This window comes from Mesorhizobium qingshengii (assembly GCF_900103325.1).
In the GTDB taxonomy this organism is placed as follows: Bacteria; Pseudomonadota; Alphaproteobacteria; order Rhizobiales; family Rhizobiaceae; genus Mesorhizobium; species Mesorhizobium qingshengii.
Map to the genome: position 1 here is coordinate 244,608 of NZ_FMXM01000003.1, position 18,314 is coordinate 262,921.

At 63.3% G+C, this 18,314-nt stretch carries 23 protein-coding genes; 10 read left to right on the forward strand and 13 right to left on the reverse strand.

The window, feature by feature from the left end:
* Positions 1-27: 27 nt before the first annotated feature.
* A complete protein-coding gene (locus BLS48_RS04900; RefSeq protein WP_091575873.1) occupies positions 28-1,362 on the reverse strand; it encodes an FAD/NAD(P)-binding protein in 1,335 nt (444 codons plus the stop codon).
* Positions 1,363-1,393: 31 nt separating this feature from the next.
* Entirely contained in the window at positions 1,394-1,897 is a 504-nt protein-coding gene (locus tag BLS48_RS04905) for an RrF2 family transcriptional regulator (RefSeq protein ID WP_091575874.1), read from the reverse strand.
* Between the two features lie 130 nt (positions 1,898-2,027).
* Between BLS48_RS04905 and BLS48_RS04910 the strand changes: the two genes are divergently transcribed.
* Positions 2,028-2,342, forward strand: coding sequence for a hypothetical protein (locus tag BLS48_RS04910; protein ID WP_091575875.1), 315 nt, complete (start codon positions 2,028-2,030; stop codon positions 2,340-2,342).
* Positions 2,343-2,502: 160 nt separating this feature from the next.
* On the opposite strand, the gene BLS48_RS04915 is transcribed toward BLS48_RS04910, so the two are convergent.
* Positions 2,503-2,982, reverse strand: a complete 480-nt coding sequence (locus BLS48_RS04915) for a hypothetical protein (RefSeq protein WP_143019388.1) — start codon at positions 2,980-2,982, stop codon at positions 2,503-2,505.
* A gap of 115 nt (positions 2,983-3,097) precedes the next feature.
* Between BLS48_RS04915 and BLS48_RS04920 the strand changes: the two genes are divergently transcribed.
* Positions 3,098-3,700: a Crp/Fnr family transcriptional regulator gene (locus BLS48_RS04920; protein ID WP_167364950.1), complete on the forward strand. Its 603-nt coding sequence runs from the start codon at positions 3,098-3,100 to the stop codon at positions 3,698-3,700.
* Positions 3,701-3,846: 146 nt separating this feature from the next.
* On the opposite strand, the gene BLS48_RS35565 is transcribed toward BLS48_RS04920, so the two are convergent.
* Positions 3,847-4,032, reverse strand: coding sequence for a hypothetical protein (locus BLS48_RS35565; RefSeq protein WP_091575878.1), 186 nt, complete (start codon positions 4,030-4,032; stop codon positions 3,847-3,849).
* Between the two features lie 309 nt (positions 4,033-4,341).
* On the opposite strand from BLS48_RS35565, the gene BLS48_RS04930 reads away from it, so the two are divergent.
* From BLS48_RS04930 to BLS48_RS04945, 4 genes are all read left to right on the forward strand, one after another.
* Positions 4,342-4,710 (forward strand): septal ring lytic transglycosylase RlpA family protein, encoded by a 369-nt coding sequence (locus BLS48_RS04930; RefSeq protein ID WP_091575879.1) that lies wholly within the window; start codon positions 4,342-4,344, stop codon positions 4,708-4,710.
* A 231-nt stretch (positions 4,711-4,941) separates the two neighbouring features.
* Positions 4,942-6,219, forward strand: a complete 1,278-nt coding sequence (locus BLS48_RS04935) for a polyhydroxyalkanoate depolymerase (RefSeq protein WP_091575880.1) — start codon at positions 4,942-4,944, stop codon at positions 6,217-6,219.
* Positions 6,220-6,524: 305 nt separating this feature from the next.
* Positions 6,525-7,142: a transglutaminase-like cysteine peptidase gene (locus tag BLS48_RS04940; protein ID WP_091575881.1), complete on the forward strand. Its 618-nt coding sequence runs from the start codon at positions 6,525-6,527 to the stop codon at positions 7,140-7,142.
* Between the two features lie 314 nt (positions 7,143-7,456).
* Positions 7,457-7,711, forward strand: coding sequence for a hypothetical protein (locus tag BLS48_RS04945; protein ID WP_091575882.1), 255 nt, complete (start codon positions 7,457-7,459; stop codon positions 7,709-7,711).
* A 92-nt stretch (positions 7,712-7,803) separates the two neighbouring features.
* Here the strand turns inward: BLS48_RS04945 and BLS48_RS04950 are convergent, their stop codons facing one another.
* From BLS48_RS04950 to BLS48_RS04965, 4 genes are all read right to left on the reverse strand, one after another.
* Positions 7,804-8,172, reverse strand: a complete 369-nt coding sequence (locus BLS48_RS04950; protein ID WP_091575883.1) for a helix-turn-helix domain-containing protein — start codon at positions 8,170-8,172, stop codon at positions 7,804-7,806.
* Complete coding sequence (locus BLS48_RS04955) at positions 8,169-8,714, reverse strand: Smr/MutS family protein (RefSeq protein WP_091575884.1); 546 nt, start codon at positions 8,712-8,714, stop codon at positions 8,169-8,171. Before BLS48_RS04955 ends, BLS48_RS04950 begins: the two co-directional genes overlap by 4 nt.
* Entirely contained in the window at positions 8,711-9,817 is a 1,107-nt protein-coding gene (gene mltA, locus BLS48_RS04960; RefSeq protein WP_091575885.1) for a murein transglycosylase A, read from the reverse strand. The genes BLS48_RS04955 and mltA overlap by 4 nt, the downstream gene beginning before the upstream one ends.
* Before the next feature lie 127 nt (positions 9,818-9,944).
* Positions 9,945-10,649, reverse strand: a complete 705-nt coding sequence (locus BLS48_RS04965; RefSeq protein WP_091575886.1) for a Tim44/TimA family putative adaptor protein — start codon at positions 10,647-10,649, stop codon at positions 9,945-9,947.
* A 214-nt stretch (positions 10,650-10,863) separates the two neighbouring features.
* Between BLS48_RS04965 and BLS48_RS04970 the strand changes: the two genes are divergently transcribed.
* Together BLS48_RS04970 and secB are read left to right on the forward strand one after the other, a co-directional pair.
* Positions 10,864-11,364, forward strand: coding sequence for an FxsA family protein (locus BLS48_RS04970; protein ID WP_091575887.1), 501 nt, complete (start codon positions 10,864-10,866; stop codon positions 11,362-11,364).
* 124 nt (positions 11,365-11,488) lie between these two features.
* Positions 11,489-11,989 carry a protein-export chaperone SecB gene (secB, locus tag BLS48_RS04975; protein WP_091575888.1) on the forward strand — a complete coding sequence of 167 codons (501 nt, stop codon included), beginning with the start codon at positions 11,489-11,491 and terminating at the stop codon, positions 11,987-11,989.
* 83 nt (positions 11,990-12,072) lie between these two features.
* Here secB and dnaQ read toward each other — a convergent pair whose 3' ends face one another.
* The 5 genes from dnaQ to BLS48_RS05000 all read right to left on the reverse strand — a co-directional run bounded on the left by dnaQ (position 12,073) and on the right by BLS48_RS05000 (position 16,187).
* Positions 12,073-12,777, reverse strand: coding sequence for a DNA polymerase III subunit epsilon (gene dnaQ, locus BLS48_RS04980; RefSeq protein ID WP_091575889.1), 705 nt, complete (start codon positions 12,775-12,777; stop codon positions 12,073-12,075).
* 326 nt (positions 12,778-13,103) lie between these two features.
* Positions 13,104-13,697, reverse strand: a complete 594-nt coding sequence (coaE, locus tag BLS48_RS04985) for a dephospho-CoA kinase (RefSeq protein ID WP_091575890.1) — start codon at positions 13,695-13,697, stop codon at positions 13,104-13,106.
* Positions 13,694-14,536 carry a shikimate dehydrogenase gene (locus tag BLS48_RS04990; RefSeq protein WP_091575891.1) on the reverse strand — a complete coding sequence of 281 codons (843 nt, stop codon included), beginning with the start codon at positions 14,534-14,536 and terminating at the stop codon, positions 13,694-13,696. The genes coaE and BLS48_RS04990 overlap by 4 nt, the downstream gene beginning before the upstream one ends.
* The gene (locus BLS48_RS04995; RefSeq protein WP_091575892.1) at positions 14,529-15,128 is read right to left on the reverse strand and encodes a Maf-like protein; all 600 of its coding nucleotides are present in this window, start codon (positions 15,126-15,128) and stop codon (positions 14,529-14,531) included. Before BLS48_RS04995 ends, BLS48_RS04990 begins: the two co-directional genes overlap by 8 nt.
* Before the next feature lie 237 nt (positions 15,129-15,365).
* Positions 15,366-16,187: a pyruvate, water dikinase regulatory protein gene (locus BLS48_RS05000; protein ID WP_091575893.1), complete on the reverse strand. Its 822-nt coding sequence runs from the start codon at positions 16,185-16,187 to the stop codon at positions 15,366-15,368.
* 404 nt (positions 16,188-16,591) lie between these two features.
* Here BLS48_RS05000 and hemE point away from each other — a divergent pair, with 404 nt between their 5' ends.
* Positions 16,592-17,623, forward strand: a complete 1,032-nt coding sequence (hemE, locus tag BLS48_RS05005) for a uroporphyrinogen decarboxylase (protein ID WP_091575894.1) — start codon at positions 16,592-16,594, stop codon at positions 17,621-17,623.
* Complete coding sequence (hemJ, locus tag BLS48_RS05010; RefSeq protein ID WP_091575895.1) at positions 17,623-18,159, forward strand: protoporphyrinogen oxidase HemJ; 537 nt, start codon at positions 17,623-17,625, stop codon at positions 18,157-18,159. Before hemE ends, hemJ begins: the two co-directional genes overlap by 1 nt.
* The last annotated feature ends 155 nt before the right edge of the window (positions 18,160-18,314 follow it).

The window sequence follows — 18,314 nt, forward strand, 5'->3', positions numbered from 1 at the left end:
CACTCCGTCACACCGGCATCAATGCCTTCACCCCAGCAGCTGCTTGCTCAGCCTGGCGCATTGAACGCGGATGTCGGGAATGGCGTCGATCTCGAAGAAGGTGCCGCGCGTCAGCGGGCCGACCGCCAGGAGCTTGGCCGAAGCGCTCCCGTCGCCGGCGATGATCTCGCAATTGGCTGACACATCGAGGCCGATGCGAAGGGGATCCGGCCGTGCCAGGCCGCGATCGACCAGCGAGCGCACCACGCTGTTCGACGAGGTCGAGATGTCCCTGACAATGCCGGAGCAATCATAGATGCGGGCGACGTCGAATGTCTCGAGGCGCTGCGTGTGGCGCGACTGGACCTCCACGGTGAACCCGTCAGCCGCGATGATGCCGACGACGCGCCCGGCGACCAGGCGGATGCGGCCGGACTGCACCGCCTCGGTCACGCGGGCGTAGACTTCGGGCGCCATGCGATGGCGGTGAATATCCCACCAGGCCTTGGTATGCTCGACGAAGCGGCGCTTGGCCGAGGATGGCCAGTTCTGCCAGATCTTCTGGTTGAACGGCCGCAGGCCGTCGACGACGTCGCGCCAGTCGATGCCGGCCTTCTGGTTTTCCCTGATCAGGTCGCGGAACCAGCCGACGAAATAGGAAAGCTGGGTGCCGAGCGGAATGTCGGCGACATCGAGCTTGATCGGATTGCCCTTGCGGTGCGGCGAGGGCAGCAGGCCGCGCCGGGATACCGCGATGATGTCGCCGCGATGGCCACGCTGCTCCAGGGAAAGGAATGCGTCGACCATGCTGAGACCCGTGCCCAGCACCATGACGCGGCTGTCGGGGGGCAGCGCCGTGTCGGCCTCCGAGCCCATCCGGATCGCGTGCCCTTGCGCCGACTCCTCGTCGTGGCCGGTGGCCAGCACGGCGAGATGGGCGACGACGCTGGTGCCGTTGGCGAGAGCGACTTCGACGCCCGATGCGGTGGGCGTGATGGAGAGGCTTTCCTCGCGGATCAGGCGAAGCCGACCCGTCGCTTGTTCGCGCACCTCGAGATCGTCCAGCAACTCCCCGAGATAGCGGGCGTAGACGCCGCGCGGCGCATAGACCGGCGCCTGTTCCGGGGTGGCCAGGCCGCGCTCCAGCAGCCAGCGCCAGAAATTGCCGGGATCGTCGGCATAGGCGCTCATGCCGGCCGCGCTGACATTGAGAACATGCGCCGAGAGCAGCGTCGAATAGGCGATGCCCTGGCCGAAATGCGGGCGCTTCTCGATCAGCGTGACGCGCAGATCGGGGTTGGGCGATTTCAGCAGATGCGCGGCCAGCACGACGCCGCTGGCGCCGCCGCCGACAATGATGATGGAGTTCGCGCGCCCGGTCATGCGCAGGACAGCCTTGTGCGAAACGCCGGCGTCAGGCCTGGAGTTTCACCAGGACCGGAAGGGCGTCCATGCCGCTCGCGACCGGCAGGTCGTCGATGTCCCGCGCGACCGCAAGGTCGTCGATGACGATATCGCGCATTTCGGCGAGGCTGCGCTGATCGAGCACCTCGGCGATCGCCTGCCGGACCTCGAGCATCAGATGTCGGACTTGGCATGTCGCCTCGCTGCAGTCTTCACAGCGCTGGTACTGGGTGCGGCTGGCGCAGGGAATGGGTGCCAGCGGCCCGTCGAGGACACGCACGACATGGCCGACCTTGACCTCGTCGGCCGGCCGGGCCAGGCGATAGCCGCCATCCTTGCCCTTGCGGCTCTGGACGAAGCCGGCATTGCGCAGCTCGCCCAGGATGGCGTCGAGGAATTTCTTCGGGATGTTGTTGCCCGTCGCGATGTCGTTGACGAAAGCGAGCTGGCCGGCCGGCAATTGCGCGAGGTGCACAAGCGCCTTGAGGCCGTATTTGCCCTTTTTTGTGAGCATGAAATCAAAATTTCTCTGTCATGCGACGGTGTGGAACCATCGGCGCCAAAACAGCTGGCGCTCCGGGATTTCCTCGCGATCAGGCTGTCATCATAGATAAATTCTAGCGACATTATCTACAAGCCGAGAAATGTTCATTTTTGTTTCGTTTTCAAGCCGCCGCGGCCAATTCGACACATCTCTGTGGCGTTGGGAGCACGAGGGGCCGCTGCACAAGCAGCACCGCAGCCGCGTCACCATCGGCCAGATCGAGGCCGGCGGCGACCGGGAATGCGCCGAGACGTTGTGTTCCGCAGGCAGGCCGGAGGTTGCCGACCGTGAGGTGATTCATCGTCGTTCTCACTCCCTAATGTCTATAAGAATACTATTCTTAATGCCGAACACATGGAAGCTCATTCCAATTCGTGGGCTGACAATGCACGAATTCACCGAATTTGTGAGGTGATGGAGAAAAGCCGTAGAGCGAGGATCGCTGTCGCCTATCCAGCTCTCTGCCGCACTACCTGTTGCAGAGATGGTCACTGTCAGTCGTTAAATCCGGTCTGCAAACCTCACGCACGCGACCTTTCCAGCAAACCGTTTCGACCGGGAGGGATCGGTCCGTGTCAGAGATGGGGGTTTTCGCCGCGCGCGATCATCAGGTGGTGCTGCTGGTGATGCATGCCCTGCGCCATGAGCCCAAAGAACCCAAGGCCGCGCAGTTTGGCGGCATCCTTGGCCGGCGGCCACACGGTCAGGGATGCGCCATCTTCGATATCGGAAGCCTCGAAACGCCAACCGTCGACCTCGTTCATCGCCGCCGCATGGGCCTTCACCATCCGGCGCACGGAATCCCGAACGGCTCCCGAACCTGTGACCAGGAAGCGGGTTCCGCCCGCGACCGGCTCGCTCTTCACATCGGCGGCCAACGTAACCGCGTTCATGTCGACGAGATGCGCACGCAGGGCGTCGATGTCCACTTTGGACCAGTCTGTATCGGGATCAGCCTCGAGGATGGCTACGATTTCCTGGATCGCCGCGAACGCGCCTTGACCCGGCTCCGTCGGGACCGAAGCGCCGGCGGCTTGCGCGCCCATCATCTGCATATGCTGCATCATCGTCTTGTGGTCCATTCCACCTGTCTGGGCTTGCTGGGCGCAGGCCACGGAGGGGATCAGGCAGACGGCGAGGGCGAGGGCGCGTATCATGGCAATTGCTCCGTTGGCGGAGCATGCTTGCCACAGCCCCGAGCAACGCTACATGATTGAAATCATGTCGCCCCCGCTAATTGCCCTGCTCGACCGTCTGGAAGGCCGCGAGATCGAGTTCGCGGCGGGAGCACCGGTATTTCATCTGGGTGATCCCGTCCGGTTCATTCACGTCGTGCGGTCTGGCGTTGTTCATCTGGTCAGGCATCAGGACAACGGCTCGGCCCTGATCCTTCAACGCGCGGGTCCAAATTCCATCCTGGCCGAAGCCTCGTTGCATTCAGCCTCCTACCATTGCGCGGCCCAGGCGGAGATTGCTGCCGTGACCTGGGCCATTCCACGCGCCGGCCTGCTCGCCCGGATCGAGAACGACACCGAGCTGACGATCGCTTGGGCGCGCCATCTCGCACACGAGGTCCAGCAGGCGCGGCTGCAGTCGGAGATCCTGTCACTCAAGACAGTCGCGGCCCGCCTTGACGCGTGGGTTTCCTGGCATGGGAGCTTTCCCGCCAGAGGACATTGGTCGACGCTGGCCCATGAAATAGGTGTCAGCCCCGAGGCGCTCTACCGTGAGATCGCATTGCGCCGGAGGCAGGACGCGGTGACGATCATTTGATCGCGCCATCGGTAAGATGCGGCTCATTGCATCGATCACGCCATTGAACGCCCTGCTGCTTTCGGCCTGGTCAGGTTCGTTTCTTCCTGGCTCGTGGAGGACTGGCGCGGCAACGGCAGGCAGGTCGATGTCGAACGAACGGTTCCTTACGTCCGAGAGCGGTTCGCCCACGCCAGCCCGGCAAGGCCGACCAGCATGGTGACGATGCCGATATAGAGCCATTGCGACTGGCCGGTCATGAAGCTGCCGCCGACAACGCCGATGCCTTGCAGCGACCACAGCGCGCCAATGGCAAGGACGATCAAGGCCAGCAGATTTTTGGTCAGTCTCACTGTCCGATATCCCTTCTCAAGTCGATCTTTTGCGGCGCCATGGTCGCGATGAAAGAGCCAAAGGAAGCGGCTCGCGCGCGCTGACTTCTACTTGGATATCAGCGCTCGATCTTGTCAAACAAATCTCGGATATCGGCTCGAAGATCATGATGAATTGATCATCGCGCCCCGGAATATCACTAACAGACTGTTACCCAGTGACTCCAAACGTGTGCCTTCGCCACGGAACCGCCAGATGCTTGCCGCATTTCCCGCCTTATTCGCTACCTAACGGCTGGGGTCTGTCAAAAACGGAGTCATCCCCCAAATATGAAGAACACAAAACAAACCGCGCTTGTCGCGGTAACGATCGCTGCTGGTCTGATGGTCGGCGCCTCCGCCTCTTCGGCAACCGCCGCCGCCGGCCAGTGCGGCCGCGCCTCGTGGTATGCCCTGCATTCCAGGACCGCCTCTGGGGAGCGCATGAACCCTTCGGCCTTGACCGCCGCCCACCGCACCCTGCCTTTCGGCACCAAGCTTCGGGTGACCAACCAGAACAACGGCCGCAGCGTCATCGTGCGCATCAACGACCGCGGCCCGTTCATCAAGGGGCGCGTGCTCGACCTGTCGAAGGGTGCCGCCGGCCAACTCGGCTTCATCGGCTCCGGCCACACCGCCGTCTGCATGGCGCGCGTTTGATGTCCCGTGTGTCCGGCGCGAAGGTCGGACACATTTGTTACACACTTCGCAACGCACATTGAGCCGGCTGCGCCGTTCGAGGCGGTTTTTCAACGCTTTGGACGAAAGAACCATTGGTCACGCGACGTGACGTATTGCGTCGCAGCAATTAGTTGTTAACCTCGCCGCGAGAGATTCAAGGCTCGGCGCTGCCCGTCGTCCCTTCGGTCGCAGGCAGCAGCGGGGTTCTCGATGTTCTACCAGCTCTATGAAATGAACCACGCCGCCATGCAGCCCGCGCGCCTCTACGCCGACGCGGTGCGGATGTTCTACTCCAATCCGCTCAATCCGGTTTCCCATACGGCCTGGGGTCGTTCGATCGCAGCGACCGCCGAATTGTTCGAGCGCACGACGCGCCGCTACGGCAAGCCGACGTTCGGCCTCGACAAGACGGTGGTCGACTGGAAGAGCGTCGAGGTCACCGAAAAGACCGTCTGGTCGCGGCCGTTCTGCAATCTCGTCCGCTTCGAACGCGCAGTGCCCGCCGGGCGCCGACCGGATCCGAAGCTGCTGATCGTGGCGCCGATGTCGGGCCACTACGCGACGCTGCTGCGCGGCACGGCCGAGGCGATGCTGCCCCATGCCGACGTGCACATCACCGACTGGGTCGATGCCCGCATGGTGCCGCTGGCGGACGGCAGTTTCGATCTCGACGACTATATCGACTACATCATCGACATGCTGCACACGCTGGGGCCCGACACGCATGTGATGGCCGTGTGCCAGCCTTCCGTGCCGGTGCTTGCCGCCGTTGCGCTGATGGAAACGCGCGGCGACCCCTTCGTTCCCTCGACGATGACCTTGATGGGCGGACCGATCGACACCCGCCGCAACCCGACCGCCGTGAACCTCTTGGCCGAGGAAAAGGGCATCGACTGGTTCCGCGACAACGTCATCATGAACGCGCCCTGGCCGGTGCCTGGTTTCGGCCGCGAGGTCTATCCGGGCTTCCTGCAGCTTTCCGGCTTCATGAGCATGAATCTCGACCGCCACATCATCGCCCACAAGGACTTCTTCATGCACCTGGTGAAGCATGATGGCGACAATGCCGTGAAGCACCGCGATTTCTACGACGAATACCTCGCGGTGATGGATCTGACGGCGGAATTCTACCTGCAGACCGTCGACACCGTCTTCGTGCGCCATGCCTTGCCGAAGGGCGAGATGACGCATCGCGGCACCAGGATCGACCCGTCGGAGATCCGCAATGTCGCGCTGTTCACGGTCGAGGGCGAGAACGATGACATATCAGGCCTTGGCCAGACCAAGGCGGCACATGATTTGTGCCCCAACATCCCCGCCGACAGGCACGCCCACTACATGCAGCCGGCGGTCGGCCACTACGGCGTGTTCAACGGCTCGCGCTTCCGCTCCGAGATCGTGCCGCGCATCGTCGACTTCATCACCAGCTATGGCCGACAGAACCGCGTTGCGGTGAAACCGAAGCTGGTCCGCACCGCCAAAAAATAATGCGTCGCCCAGAGCAGGACCAAGGTCCCGACCCGATGGTTCGCGGCGGTTCGGGACAAGACTGCGTAATACAAAAGGCTTAAACCGCGTCGACCGACGCGGTTCCAAAGCGACGCGTTCTAAGTAGGACGGCGGCAATCCGACCCATTTGGCCGCCAGAATGAGGGTGGCGGCCGATTCTGTTGCACAATAGACGCTATCCTGCCCCTCGGGTAACCATGCTCGCAATCCGCCCGTCGTCGTAATTGACACGGACTGTCAATCGCCCTTAACCTTTCGTTAATAACAAAGGGCGAGCGGGGACAATGATTTCCTCACCAATGGCACGAAGGCTGCGCCTGTGCGTGGTAGCCGGGCTGGTAGCAACGGGAGGCTGGGTGGCACCAGCTTTGGCGGCTGACGCAATGGCGACGGGGGGGCTGACCTCGCAGCCGATTGGCCACTATGATTTCTGCAAGCTCAATCCGGGCGAATGCTCGATCCGCCCGACCAATCTCGCGCCCACCCCGATGACCGATGGGCTGATGCGCAAGCTGATCAGCATCACCGCCAAGGTCAACGCCGCCGTCAAGCCGATGAGCGACATGGAAATCTACGGCAAGGACGAGGTCTGGGCCTATCCCGACAAGGGCGTCGGCGACTGCGAAGACTATGTGCTGGAAAAGCGGCGCGAGCTTTCGCACATGAGCATCTCGCTTGCCGATCTGCTGATCACCGTGGTGCGCAAGCCCGACGGCGAGGGCCACGCGGTGCTGACGGTGCGCACCGACAAGGGCGACTATGTGCTCGATAATCTGACCGACAAGGTCAAGCCGTGGGACCAGACCGGTTATCGCTTCCTCAAGCGGCAGGCGATCGACAACACCGGTCGCTGGGTTTCGATCCGAGGCGGCCAGCAAGTGCTGGTCGGCGCGGTACAGTAAACACAGGCGCGACGTATTCGAAGCACGATCACGCGTCGTCAGCTACTTTCGATAGATACCGGAACTCGGCGCTGCCCTTCATTGTCCTGCCGGACATCTCTCCCCGTTTAACGGGGAGAACTGTTACCCATGTATCCGGTTCAAAGTATTACCCACCTATCGGCTGAACACCGGCAGGCGGATGAGGGGCAGCGCGACGCCGCGAGCTCCGTACTTCGTGCCTTCCAACAATTTCGCGCCCCTCCATGAACCATTTCCGTTCGCCCGGCGACACACAGCCGTGGACGACAGAAACCCAACCATGGAGACTTCAGATGACTGCTTTTCTGCGAAATGCCCTTCTCGCCGCCGCGGCCGTGTCGGCCCTGACCGGATCCGCTCTGGCTGACCAGACCGTCACGAGCTGCGCCAAGACCACGCTCAATGATCTGTGGAGCGGCCGCTGCTGCAGCGCAGCCGGCGCATCGGACTGCCTGGGCGGTGGAAACGGTGGCCGCGACCATCACGACAATGGCGGCCCGAGCACCAACGGCGGCGGAAACAATGGCGGCACGGCCGGCAAGCCGTGATCTCATTGCTGCTGACCGCCGGCGGGCTCTTCAGGTGAGGTGAACGCCGGCGCCAGCAGGATAACTCGCGCCGTCTGGCGCAGACCGCCAGATTACGGCCGGCTGGCCAGCGCCGCGCGGATCGACGCGGTGATGCGGCGAAGCTCCGCCTCGTCGAGTTTTTCGATGTTCTCGGCCAGGAGATTGGCAAGCTCGGTGGCGGCGGGATTCAGACCCGACGTGTCGAGCTTAACGCGGGGGTGCGAGGCCTCGGCCAGCCGCGCCAGTTCCTCGGCGTCATCCCAGATGATGTTGAAATAGCCGATGATCTTCTGAATCAGCGTCCAGGTCGGCGCACCGCGCCGGCCATGTTCCAGCGCCGACAGATAGGCGGCGCTGACGCCGATCGCCGCCGCCATGTCCTTCTGGTTGACACCGCGCTCGCTGCGTAGCGCGCGCAGCTTCTCGCCGAAGGGGGTCATGACCGCACCCGCCGCAAGCGGACATAGAGCGCGCCCGAGCCACCATGGTTGCGCGCGGCATGGTCATGGCTGGAGACCAGCGGCCGGAAGGCGGGCGTCGACAGCCAGGCCGGGACCGCGCGCCGCAGCACCCCGTCGCCGCCCGAGGACGAGCCCTTGCCGGTGATGACCAGCACATAGCGGATGCCGCCGGCATGGGCGCGGTGCAGGAACGAAAACAGCAGCGAATAGGCTTCGTCCTGGGTCAGGCCGTGCAGATCGACGCGGCCCTCGATCGGCAGCCGGCCTTTCGACAGTTTGTCCAGGGTCGGCTCGTCGAGCGCGTGCGCGACATGCTGCGCCTTCGGCTTCGCCGCTCCGGCCGGAGCGCCGGCGAGCGGCGCTGGTTGCGGCGGCGTGTGCCTGGTCTCGGCGCCGATGTCGGGAATATCGACGGCTGTCCTGCCCTTCAGCGGCTTGGCCGTGCGCGCCACCAGGTTCCACAGAACCCGGTCGTCCTCGCTTAGCTTGGCTTCGCTCGGCCTGTCTTGGCGCCAGGTCATCGATTCGAACCCGAAACGAGCGCGCGCGGCACCAGCGCGTGAAAGCCCGCCGCATTGCGCACCACGCCGGCGATCTCTCCGGCCGCGTCGCCCGAACCGGCGAACAGGTCGCCACGCGCCGGCCCGGTAATGGCCGAGCCGGTGTCCTGCGCGATCATCAGGCGCCGGAACGGTTTTCCGTCGAAAGCGGTCAGCGACGGAGCGTCGATATGGAACGGCGTACCGAATGTGTGCAGCAGGCGGTCGACGGCGATGGAGCGGCCCGGCGTCAGCGGCACCTTGGCGGCGGCTATCGGGCCAAGGGTCGCATCGTCGACATCCGCCTCGCGGAAGAAGATATAGGAGCGGTTCTGCCAGAGGATTTCATCGACGCGGCCGGGATGCGCCTTGAACCAGGCGCGGATCGACTGCATCGTCACCCTTTCGAGCGGAATCTCGCCAATCTCGCTCAGGATCTTGCCGGGCCCGGTGAAGCGCTGGCCGGATTTGGCCGCGTAGGTGACGCGGCGAAGCCGGCCATCGGTCATGTTCAGCCGCGCCGCGCCCTGCACGTGAATGAAGAAGGCATCGACCTTGTCTGCCAACCAGGCGATCTCCAGCCCCTTACCCGCAAGCGCGCCGCGCTCGATCTCGCCACGGTCGGGATATTCGACCGGCCCGTCCGGCGTCTGGCGCGCAAAAGCGAGATAGGGATCCATTCCATGCGGCCGGTTGGTGTCGTCGATATCGACGAGATCGGCCGGACGCGACAGCAGCGGCACGCAGAAGTGCAGGGTTTGCACCGGCGACGCCTCGATTTCGGGTTCGTAGAAGCCGGTGACGAGGCCGGCGCCACCGTTCTCGGCGCGGACATGCACGGGCAGGAAGTGGCGCTCGAAGAAGGCACGGGCCTGCGACCGATTCGCCAGCGAAACAATGCGGGCCTCGGTGTAGGCGTCGGCGAAGGCGTTGAAATCGATACCGAGCGAACCGCTGCGATAGGGTTTGGTCAGGACATGAAAGGCGGAGCGGCGGAAGGCCACGAAGGCCGCGAGATGGTCGTCATCGCCCCACCCCGGGAGCTCCTCAAACGATTTTCCGACAAGGAGAGGCGATAGCGACACTGGAGCCGGCCTTTACCTAAAGCGCGTCGTGCTTGAAGAGAGTCATGCGACGCGCTTCGGATCCTGGGTTTGATGCCTGTCGTTGTCCCAAAACTGCTTCGCACTTTTGGGCGACATGCATCGGGGCTCAGTCTTCTTCCTCGGTGGCGACCAGCTTCCAGTTCGGATCGCGCGAGCGCGTGTCGCGGGCGAAGGTCCAGACATCCTTGACCTCGGCGACGGTTTCCGGGTCGCCGTCGATGACGGCGCCGGCCTTGTCGCGGGTCGCCGAGATCAGCTCGCTGATGATGCGCAGCGTGACATGCGCCTCGCCACCCTTCATCTCGGCCGAGACGATGTCGGCCTTGTCGATGCCGACGAAGGAGGACTGGATCTTTTCCGCCTTGGCCTCGCGTTCGCCGATGGCGGCGACGAAGCCGTCATAGACCTCGCGCGACAACAGGTTCTTCAGCGTCTTGCGATCGCCGTCGGCATAGGCCATGACGATCATCTCATAGGCCATCTTGGCGCCATCGACGAAGCCCTTGGGATCGAAGGACGGATCGTTGTCCTTGATCGTGCGCAGGCCCTTGTTGAGATCGCTGTCGGGCTTGGCGAAGGCGTCGATCGCCGCATAGGTGTCGGCCGCCGGCTCGCCCGGCAACCGCTTGCGCGGCAGCGAAACGACATTTTCGGATTTCTGAGCGGCGTCCTTGTCGCCGCGGGCCGCGGTATAGGGGTCGAAGGGCGGCCGTTCACTGCCGGTACGACGGCCCAGCACATTGCGCAGCTGGAAAAAGATGACCACCGCCGCAATCAGGAAGAAAATCGTGCCGAAGTCGAAGAATCCCATATCTTCCGCCAATCAATCCCTGCCTTTTGGCCGGACCGTCCGGCCAAGGAGCCGCGGTCGCATAGCGTTCAACATTCAAAGCATATAGAACGCAAGGCGCAATCATTCAAATCAAAGGCAGGCATACCTATCTAACAGGCCCAGTGCCAGCGGCGATTGCTCGCCGGCGGCCAAAACATCGAAACGGCCAAACGATCGGAAGGGTTGGCAAGACTTGCGTATTTCATTCCTTCCTCTTTTTCTCCTCGCGCTTCCGCTCCTGGAAATCGCCGGCTTCGTGGTTGTCGGTCGCGAGATCGGCGCGCTGGCGACAGTCGGGCTGGTGCTGGCGTCTGGCATCGCCGGCACGATGCTGCTCAGGCACCAGGGTTTAAGCGTCATGACGCGAATCCGCGCCGAGATGGATGCCGGCCGCGATCCCAGCCGCCAGCTTGCCCATGGCGCCATGATCGTGGTCGCGTCGATCCTTTTGATCATCCCCGGCTTCATCACGGATATTATCGGCCTGCTCTTGTTCCTGCCGCCGGTGCGCGACCTTGCCTGGCGCACGTTCAAGGGCCGCATCGTCGTGGCCACCAATTTCACCACCGGGGGCTTTAGCGGCCGGCGGCGCGACAGGGTCATCGATCTCGAGGACGGCGATTATTCGCGCGAGGACGATTTGAAGCGCGGTCCCGACCACAACTCGCCCTGGCGGCGCCTGAAGGACGATTGAGGCAGCGGCTTTCTCGGGCCCCACAAGCAAGGCGGCAAACCTTGTCTTGTCATGCCGGCCATGGTAGCGAACGCCCGATTTCAATTCGGTCAGCGATGCTGCCCAGGTAAAAGGACAACGGCTCATGGCCAGCAAAGATGACGCGCCGGACGGCGCAGCCAACGGAAACGGCAGTGCGGCGCAGCCGTCGCTCAACGTTCTGGCCCAGTATGTGAAGGATCTTTCCTTCGAAAGCCCCGGCGCGCCGAATTCGCTGCGCGGCCGCGACAAGGCGCCCGGCATCGCCATCAACGTCAATGTCAATGCCAATCCGCTCTCCGACAAGCAGTTCGACGTCAACCTGACGCTGAACGCCAAAGCTTCCTTCGACCAGGAAGTGCTGTTCAATGTCGAGCTGGTCTATGGCGGCGTGTTCGCGATCAGCGGCTTCCCGCAGGAACACATGCTGCCGATCCTGTTCATCGAATGCCCGCGCCTGCTGTTCCCTTTCGCCAGGCAGATCATCGCCGAGGCGACGCGCAATGGCGGCTTCCCGCCGCTGATGCTCGACCCGATCGATTTCGCGCAGATGTTCCAGCAGAAGCTGGCCGAGGACCAGGCCGCCACCAAGGTCAAGGTGAGCTGATCCTGCCTTGCAGAATTCACGAAAGACCCGGCCTCGCGCCGGGTTTTTTGTTTTGAGATGTCGGCGGGACGCTGCGGCGGAAATCAGCCAGCCGTAACCTTCAACCAAAGCGCCTTTTCGCCTAGCGCTGCGACCATGCCGGCGTGAGCGTCGCGCTCGGCGTCGGTCAGGCGGGGTGGCAATGGCGCCGGGCGTTGGCTTATCGTGATTTCGATCTGGCGGACATTCTCCCTGCCCTGGGCGGGCGCGGTGGCGCTGTCGAGGACGAGCGCCGCCTGCTTGCCGCCGATCAGCTCGATATAGACCTCGGCCAGCAGTTCGGAATCGAGCAGGGCGCCATGCTTGGTGCGCCTCGTGTTGTCGATGCCGTAGCGCCGGCAGAGCGCGTCGAGCGAATTGGGGCCCATCGGATGCTTGCGGCGCGCCAGTGCCAGCGTGTCGACGACAAGACCGTTGTCGATGACCGGGTGGCCCAGCCGGCCGAATTCGACATTGAGGAAGCCGATGTCGAAGGTGGCGTTGTGGGCGACCAGCTTGGCGCCGTCGATGAAGGCCAGCCACTCCTCGGCAATCTCGGCAAAGGTCGGCTTGCCGACGAGGTCCGCCGCGCTGATGCCGTGCACGGCCTGCGCTTCAGCGTGGATCGGGCGGCCTTGCGGATTGATATAGTGGTGGAAGGTGCGGCCGGTCGGGAAGCGGTTGACCAGCTCGACGCCGCCAAGCTCGATCACGCGGTCGTCGCGCGAATCGAGGCCGGTGGTTTCGGTATCGAAGATGATCTCGCGCATCGAATCAGTCTGCTCCTGGGAGCAGAATCATGAGACCGGAACAAAATGGCAATGGAAAACGACGATGGCCAGGGCAATCACTACAGGTTTGCGCTGCCCCTCATCGCCCTGCCGGGCACTTCTCCCCGTATAGTGACGGGGAGAAGGGAGCTGGCCGCAACTTCGGCGCTCTCTCTGCAACGCTGGAGATTAGCGAAATCCTTTGCGAAGTCGTCCTTCTCCCCGTCACTATACGGGGAGAAGATGCCGGTAGGCAGATGAGGGGCAGCGCCAGCGGCAACAGTTGGCCGATTAGCATTGCCTAAAGCGAAGGCCTGCCGACAGTGTTAGTGGCCCGGCTTGCCTATCAGTTCCGCAACGATGGCTTTGACGGCAGCGCGAGCGGCCTCGAGACCTTGTCCGGTGTCGATGATGAAATCGGCAAGCCTGCGCTTTTCGGCGTCCGGAACCTGCTTGGCCAGGATCGATGCCAGTTTTTCTTCGCTCATGCCGGGCCGGGCCAGCACGCGGGTGCGCTGGATCTCGGCCGAAGCGGTGACGACGACGACCTTGTCGACGCGGTCGCGGCCGCCGGTTTCGAACAGCAACGGGATGTCGAGGACCGCCAATGGTGCGCCGGCGGCGCGATGCCTGGCCAGAAAGGCATCAGCATCGGCGCGCACCAGTGGATGGATGATGGCCTCGAGCCGCTTCAGCGCGGCGGCATCGCCGAGCACCCGCCGGGCCAGCTCCGTGCGGTCGACCACACCGGAAACGGTCGTGCCGGGAAAGGCCGCCTCGACCAGCGGCGCGGCCTTGCCGGCATAGAGGCGGTGCACCGTCTCGTCGGAATCGTGGACAGGCACGCCGGCCTCGGCGAACATCTTCGCCGTCGTCGACTTGCCCATGCCGATCGAGCCGGTGAGACCAAGCACGATCATGCCTTCGGCACCAGATCGGCGACGATGATCGCGCGGAGTTCAGCCGTAACCTGCGGCCTGATGCCGAACCAGCGCTCGAAACCGGGCACGGCCTGATGGAGCAGCATGCCGAGACCGTCGACCGTCTTCAGGCCGCGCGCTCGGGCCGCGGCAAGCAACGGCGTCTCCAGGGGTACGTAGACAATGTCGGTGACGATCGCCTGGTCGGGCAGTCTGGAGGGATCGGCGGACAGGCCTTCATTGCCATACATGCCGAGCGCCGTGGCGTTGACCAGCAAGCCGGCGCCCGTCAAGAGTTCGTTCGTCGCCTCCGGGCCATGGGCGGTAACACCGGCGCCGAAGCGATCGCACAATTCCTGTGCCCGCGCGAGGGTCCGATTGACGATGCGGATATCGCCAACGCCACGCTGCTTCAGCGCATGGATGATCGCGCGGGACGCGCCGCCGGCGCCAAGCACCACGGCTGGACCATTGGTCGCCCAGCCCGGTGCGTGGTCATCCAGATTGGCGGCGAAGCCGTGAGCGTCGGTGTTGCCGCCCCACAAGGTGCCGTCCTCGAACCAAAGCGTGTTGACGGCGCCGATCTGCTCGGCGGCGTCATCACGGCGGGCGACCTGAGCGAAGGCGGCCTCCTTGTGGGGAATGGTGACATTGCCGCCTCGATAGCCATTTTTCCAAAGCGTCGCCAGGAATTCGGGAAAATCTTGCGGCGCCACGTCGATCGCCTCATAGCTGCCGTCAATGCCATGTTTCGCCAGCCAGTGGCCGTGGATCTTCGGCGATCGGGAATGCTTGATCGGGTGGCCAGTGACGAAGGCCTTTTTCGTCGCTTCAGCCATCGATCGCTCCCAGCGTGCGCAGTTCGGCCAGCAGCGGCAGCAATGGCAGGCCGACAATGGTGAAATGATCGCCTTCGATCTTGTCGAACAGCTGGATACCTTCGCCCTCGACCTGATAGGCGCCAACGCTGGACAGCGCCTTGGCGCCGACGCGGGCCAGATGGCGGCCGATGAAAGCGGGGTCGAGCTTGCGCATGGTCAGGCTGGCGATGCCGACATGCCGCCACAGCACCGCGCCGTCGCGGACCAGCACGGCAGCGCTGTTCAGCTGATGGGTCTTTCCCGACAGCGCCAAGAGATGACGGCGCGCACCCTCCATGTCGGCCGGCTTGTGGAACACTTCGTCGCCGAGCGACAGCGTCTGGTCGCAGCCGAGTACCAGCGCGCCAGGCTTGCGCGCGCTCACTTCAGTGGCCTTGGCCTCGGCCAACACCAGGGCGACGTCCTCGGGGGAGACGCCGCTGCCCTGCAAGGGCGCCTCGAGCGCGCGCTCGTCGACTTCGGCCGGAACCGCCTCGACGTCGACGCCGGCATTGGCGAGCATCGCCTTGCGGAACGGGCTGCCCGAAGCGAGGATGATTTTCTCTGTCATGTTTTTCGCACCCGATTCCGACACGCACCAGGGTGTGCCGGATTCAACCACCCTGTAGGCGGTCGTAGCCAAGTTCCGATCTCAGTGCTGCCCCTCATCTGCCTGCCGGCATCTTCTCCCCGTGAAGAACGGGGAGAAGGGACTGGCTGCTACGTTGGCGCCCCCCTCTCCCCGTTTTTACGGGGAGAGGGTAAGGGTGAGGGGCAGCGCCGACGCCCAATACGATTTGTTCGGCATCTATCTCGTCTTCCCCCTCAGGGCAACGATCGCCGCCGCCGTTTCCTCGATCGACCGGCGGCTGACATCGATCATCGGCCAGCCATGCCGCGTGCAGATCTGGCGGGCATAGGCGAGCTCTTCGGCGATGGCGGCGCGGTCCACATAATCGGTTGCCTCGTAGGAACTGCTGTTGCCGAGGACACGGTTCTGGCGGACATGCGAGATGCGCTCGGCGGTGGCGATCAGCCCGACGATCAACGGCCGCTTGGCGTTGACGAGGCTTTCCGGCACCGGCACGCCGAGCACGATCGGAATGTTGGCGGTCTTGATGCCGCGATTGGCGAGGTAGATGCTGGTCGGCGTCTTCGACGTGCGCGAGATGCCGACCAGCACGATATCGGCATCCTCCATGTTGGCCGGCAGCTGACCGTCATCGTGTTCCATGGTGAAGTTGAGCGCATCGATGCGGCGAAAATATTCGGCGTCGAGAACATGCTGGGCGCCGACGCGCCGGCCGGCCGGCGTGCCGAGATAGGACTGAAACACGGTCAGCACCGGCTCCAGCACGGACACACAGGGCAGGCCCATGGTGGCGCAGCGCTCGTCGATGCCGCGCGCCAGCTTCTGGTCGACGACCGTATAGAGGATGATGCCCGGCTCCTCCTCGATGTCCTCGAACACCTTCGCCACCTGCTTTTCGGTGCGGATGAGCGGGTAGATGTGCTCGATGGCGCGCGCGTCCTTGTACTGCGCGGAAGCCGCCCGGCCAGCGGCGAGCAGCGTCTCGCCGGTCGCATCCGAAATCAGGTGCAGGTGGAAGAAGCTCTGGGGTTTGTTCACAGGGGGTCACTCCAGGCTGTGGGCTTGTGTGGATAAGGTCGGACAAAAAGACGGGTCGGTCGGAGGCGACTGTATCAGATGGCAGTTTGTCCACAATTCGATGTGCTGCTGGCTTCGTCGAGCGGCTGGGGACAAGTCTGGGGACGGCTTGTCTTGCCTTTCGGATGTCCACAGGGGGATCTTTCCCCGGCGCGTCCTAACGCCTTGACTCCAGTGGTGGATTCCCAGCCTTCCCCAGAACCCTACAATCCGGCGAGCGAAGCGCGCGACAATATGCTTGCTGGCATTTTTCGGGTTAAAGCGGGACAGGTGACAACCACCACAACCAACAGACTCTTAGAATCAGAAGAATCTTAGATATAAGAATATTTGATTATAGAGAGGCTTGGAGAAGCGAGCGCTCGATGCCCCAGAACCGGATCATGTTGGACGTCCTGAAGGGCAAGACGGTGTTTCCGCCTCCGCTCTGGATGATGCGTCAGGCGGGACGCTATCTGCCGGAGTATCGTGAGACGCGCAGGCGGGCCGGTTCGTTCCTCGACCTCTGCTACGATCCCGACCTTGCCGTCGAAGTGACGCTGCAGCCAATCGATCGCTTCGGCTTCGATGCGTCGATCCTGTTCTCGGATATCCTCGTCGTTCCGCATGCGCTTGGCCGCGACGTGCGCTTCGAGGAGGGGCGCGGGCCCCTGTTGACGCCGATCACGGTGGCCGAGATTATGGCTCTGGAGAGCAAAACGTTTCACGTGAATCTCGAACCTGTCTACGAGACGGTTCGGCGATTGCGGGTAAAACTTCCCGACGAAACAACACTCATCGGCTTCTGCGGCGCGCCATGGACGGTGGCGACCTACATGATCGCTGGCCATGGCACGCCTGACCAGGCGCCGGCGCGGCTGTTCGCCTATCGCGAGCCGGCGGCGTTTCAACATCTCTTGAAGGTGCTCGCCGATCATTCGGCTGCCTATCTGATTCGTCAGATCGAGGCCGGGGCCGATGTGGTGCAGATTTTCGATTCCTGGGCCGGCGTGCTCGACGATGCGTCGTTCGACCAGTTTTGCGTTTGGCCGGTGGCCGAGATCGTCAGGCAAGTGCGCGCCATCCATCCCGATGTTCCGATCATCGGTTTTCCCAAGGGTGCCGGCGCTCGCTACCGGACCTATCGCCAGAAGACCGGGGTAACGGCCCTGGGGATCGACTGGACGGTGCCCCTGACGGCGGCGAAGGATTTGCAGCGCTCGGGTGCGGTCCAGGGCAACCTCGATCCCTTGCGGCTCGTGGCTGGCGGCAAAGCCCTGTCAGACGGTGTCGAGGCGATCCTGAAGGTGTTGGGAGATGGGCCGCTAATTTTCAATCTTGGTCACGGCATCACCCCGGAAACGCCGATCGCGCATGTCGAGGCAATGGTGAAACTGGTGCGGAGCGCGACACGCTGATGACCGAGATGAACAATACGAACAGCACCGGCCAGGCGATGATGCGCATGACGGTCAGCCTCGCCGTCCTGGTTGCCCTCACAGCACTTTTGTTTTTCGCCGCGCCCGACAGTTTCTATCCATGGGCGAAGGCGATCCATATCCTGGCCGTCATCTCGTGGATGGCGGGCATGCTCTATCTGCCACGGTTGCTGGTCTACCACGCCGATGCCCAGAAGGGTTCGGTGCAGTCGGAGACCTTCAAGGTGATGGAGCGGCGCCTGCTGCGCGGCATCATCAATCCGGCGATGATCGTCACCTGGATGTTCGGGCTGTGGCTTGCCTGGAAAGGCTTTGGTTTCCAGGGCGGTTGGCTGCACGCCAAGATAGGTGCCGTGCTTCTGCTGTCGGCCGTCCACGGCTATCTGGCCGGCGCGGTGCGCAAATTCGCCGAGGACCGGAACGAAAAACCGGCACGGCACTGGCGAATCGTCAACGAGATCCCCACATTGCTGATGATTGCCATTGTGATCCTGGTTGTGGTCAAGCCGTTCTAAGCCTTTGTCAGGCTCGTAAAACGCAGCTTGCTCTTTCACCCGACCGACGATAAAAGACGGGTCTTCCTTCCCGTCATGCGCCGCCCGTCATTGCTTTCGGCCGCGCCCGGCATTTGTCGCATCCCGCCGATATTTCCCCAAAGCTTACTCAGAGT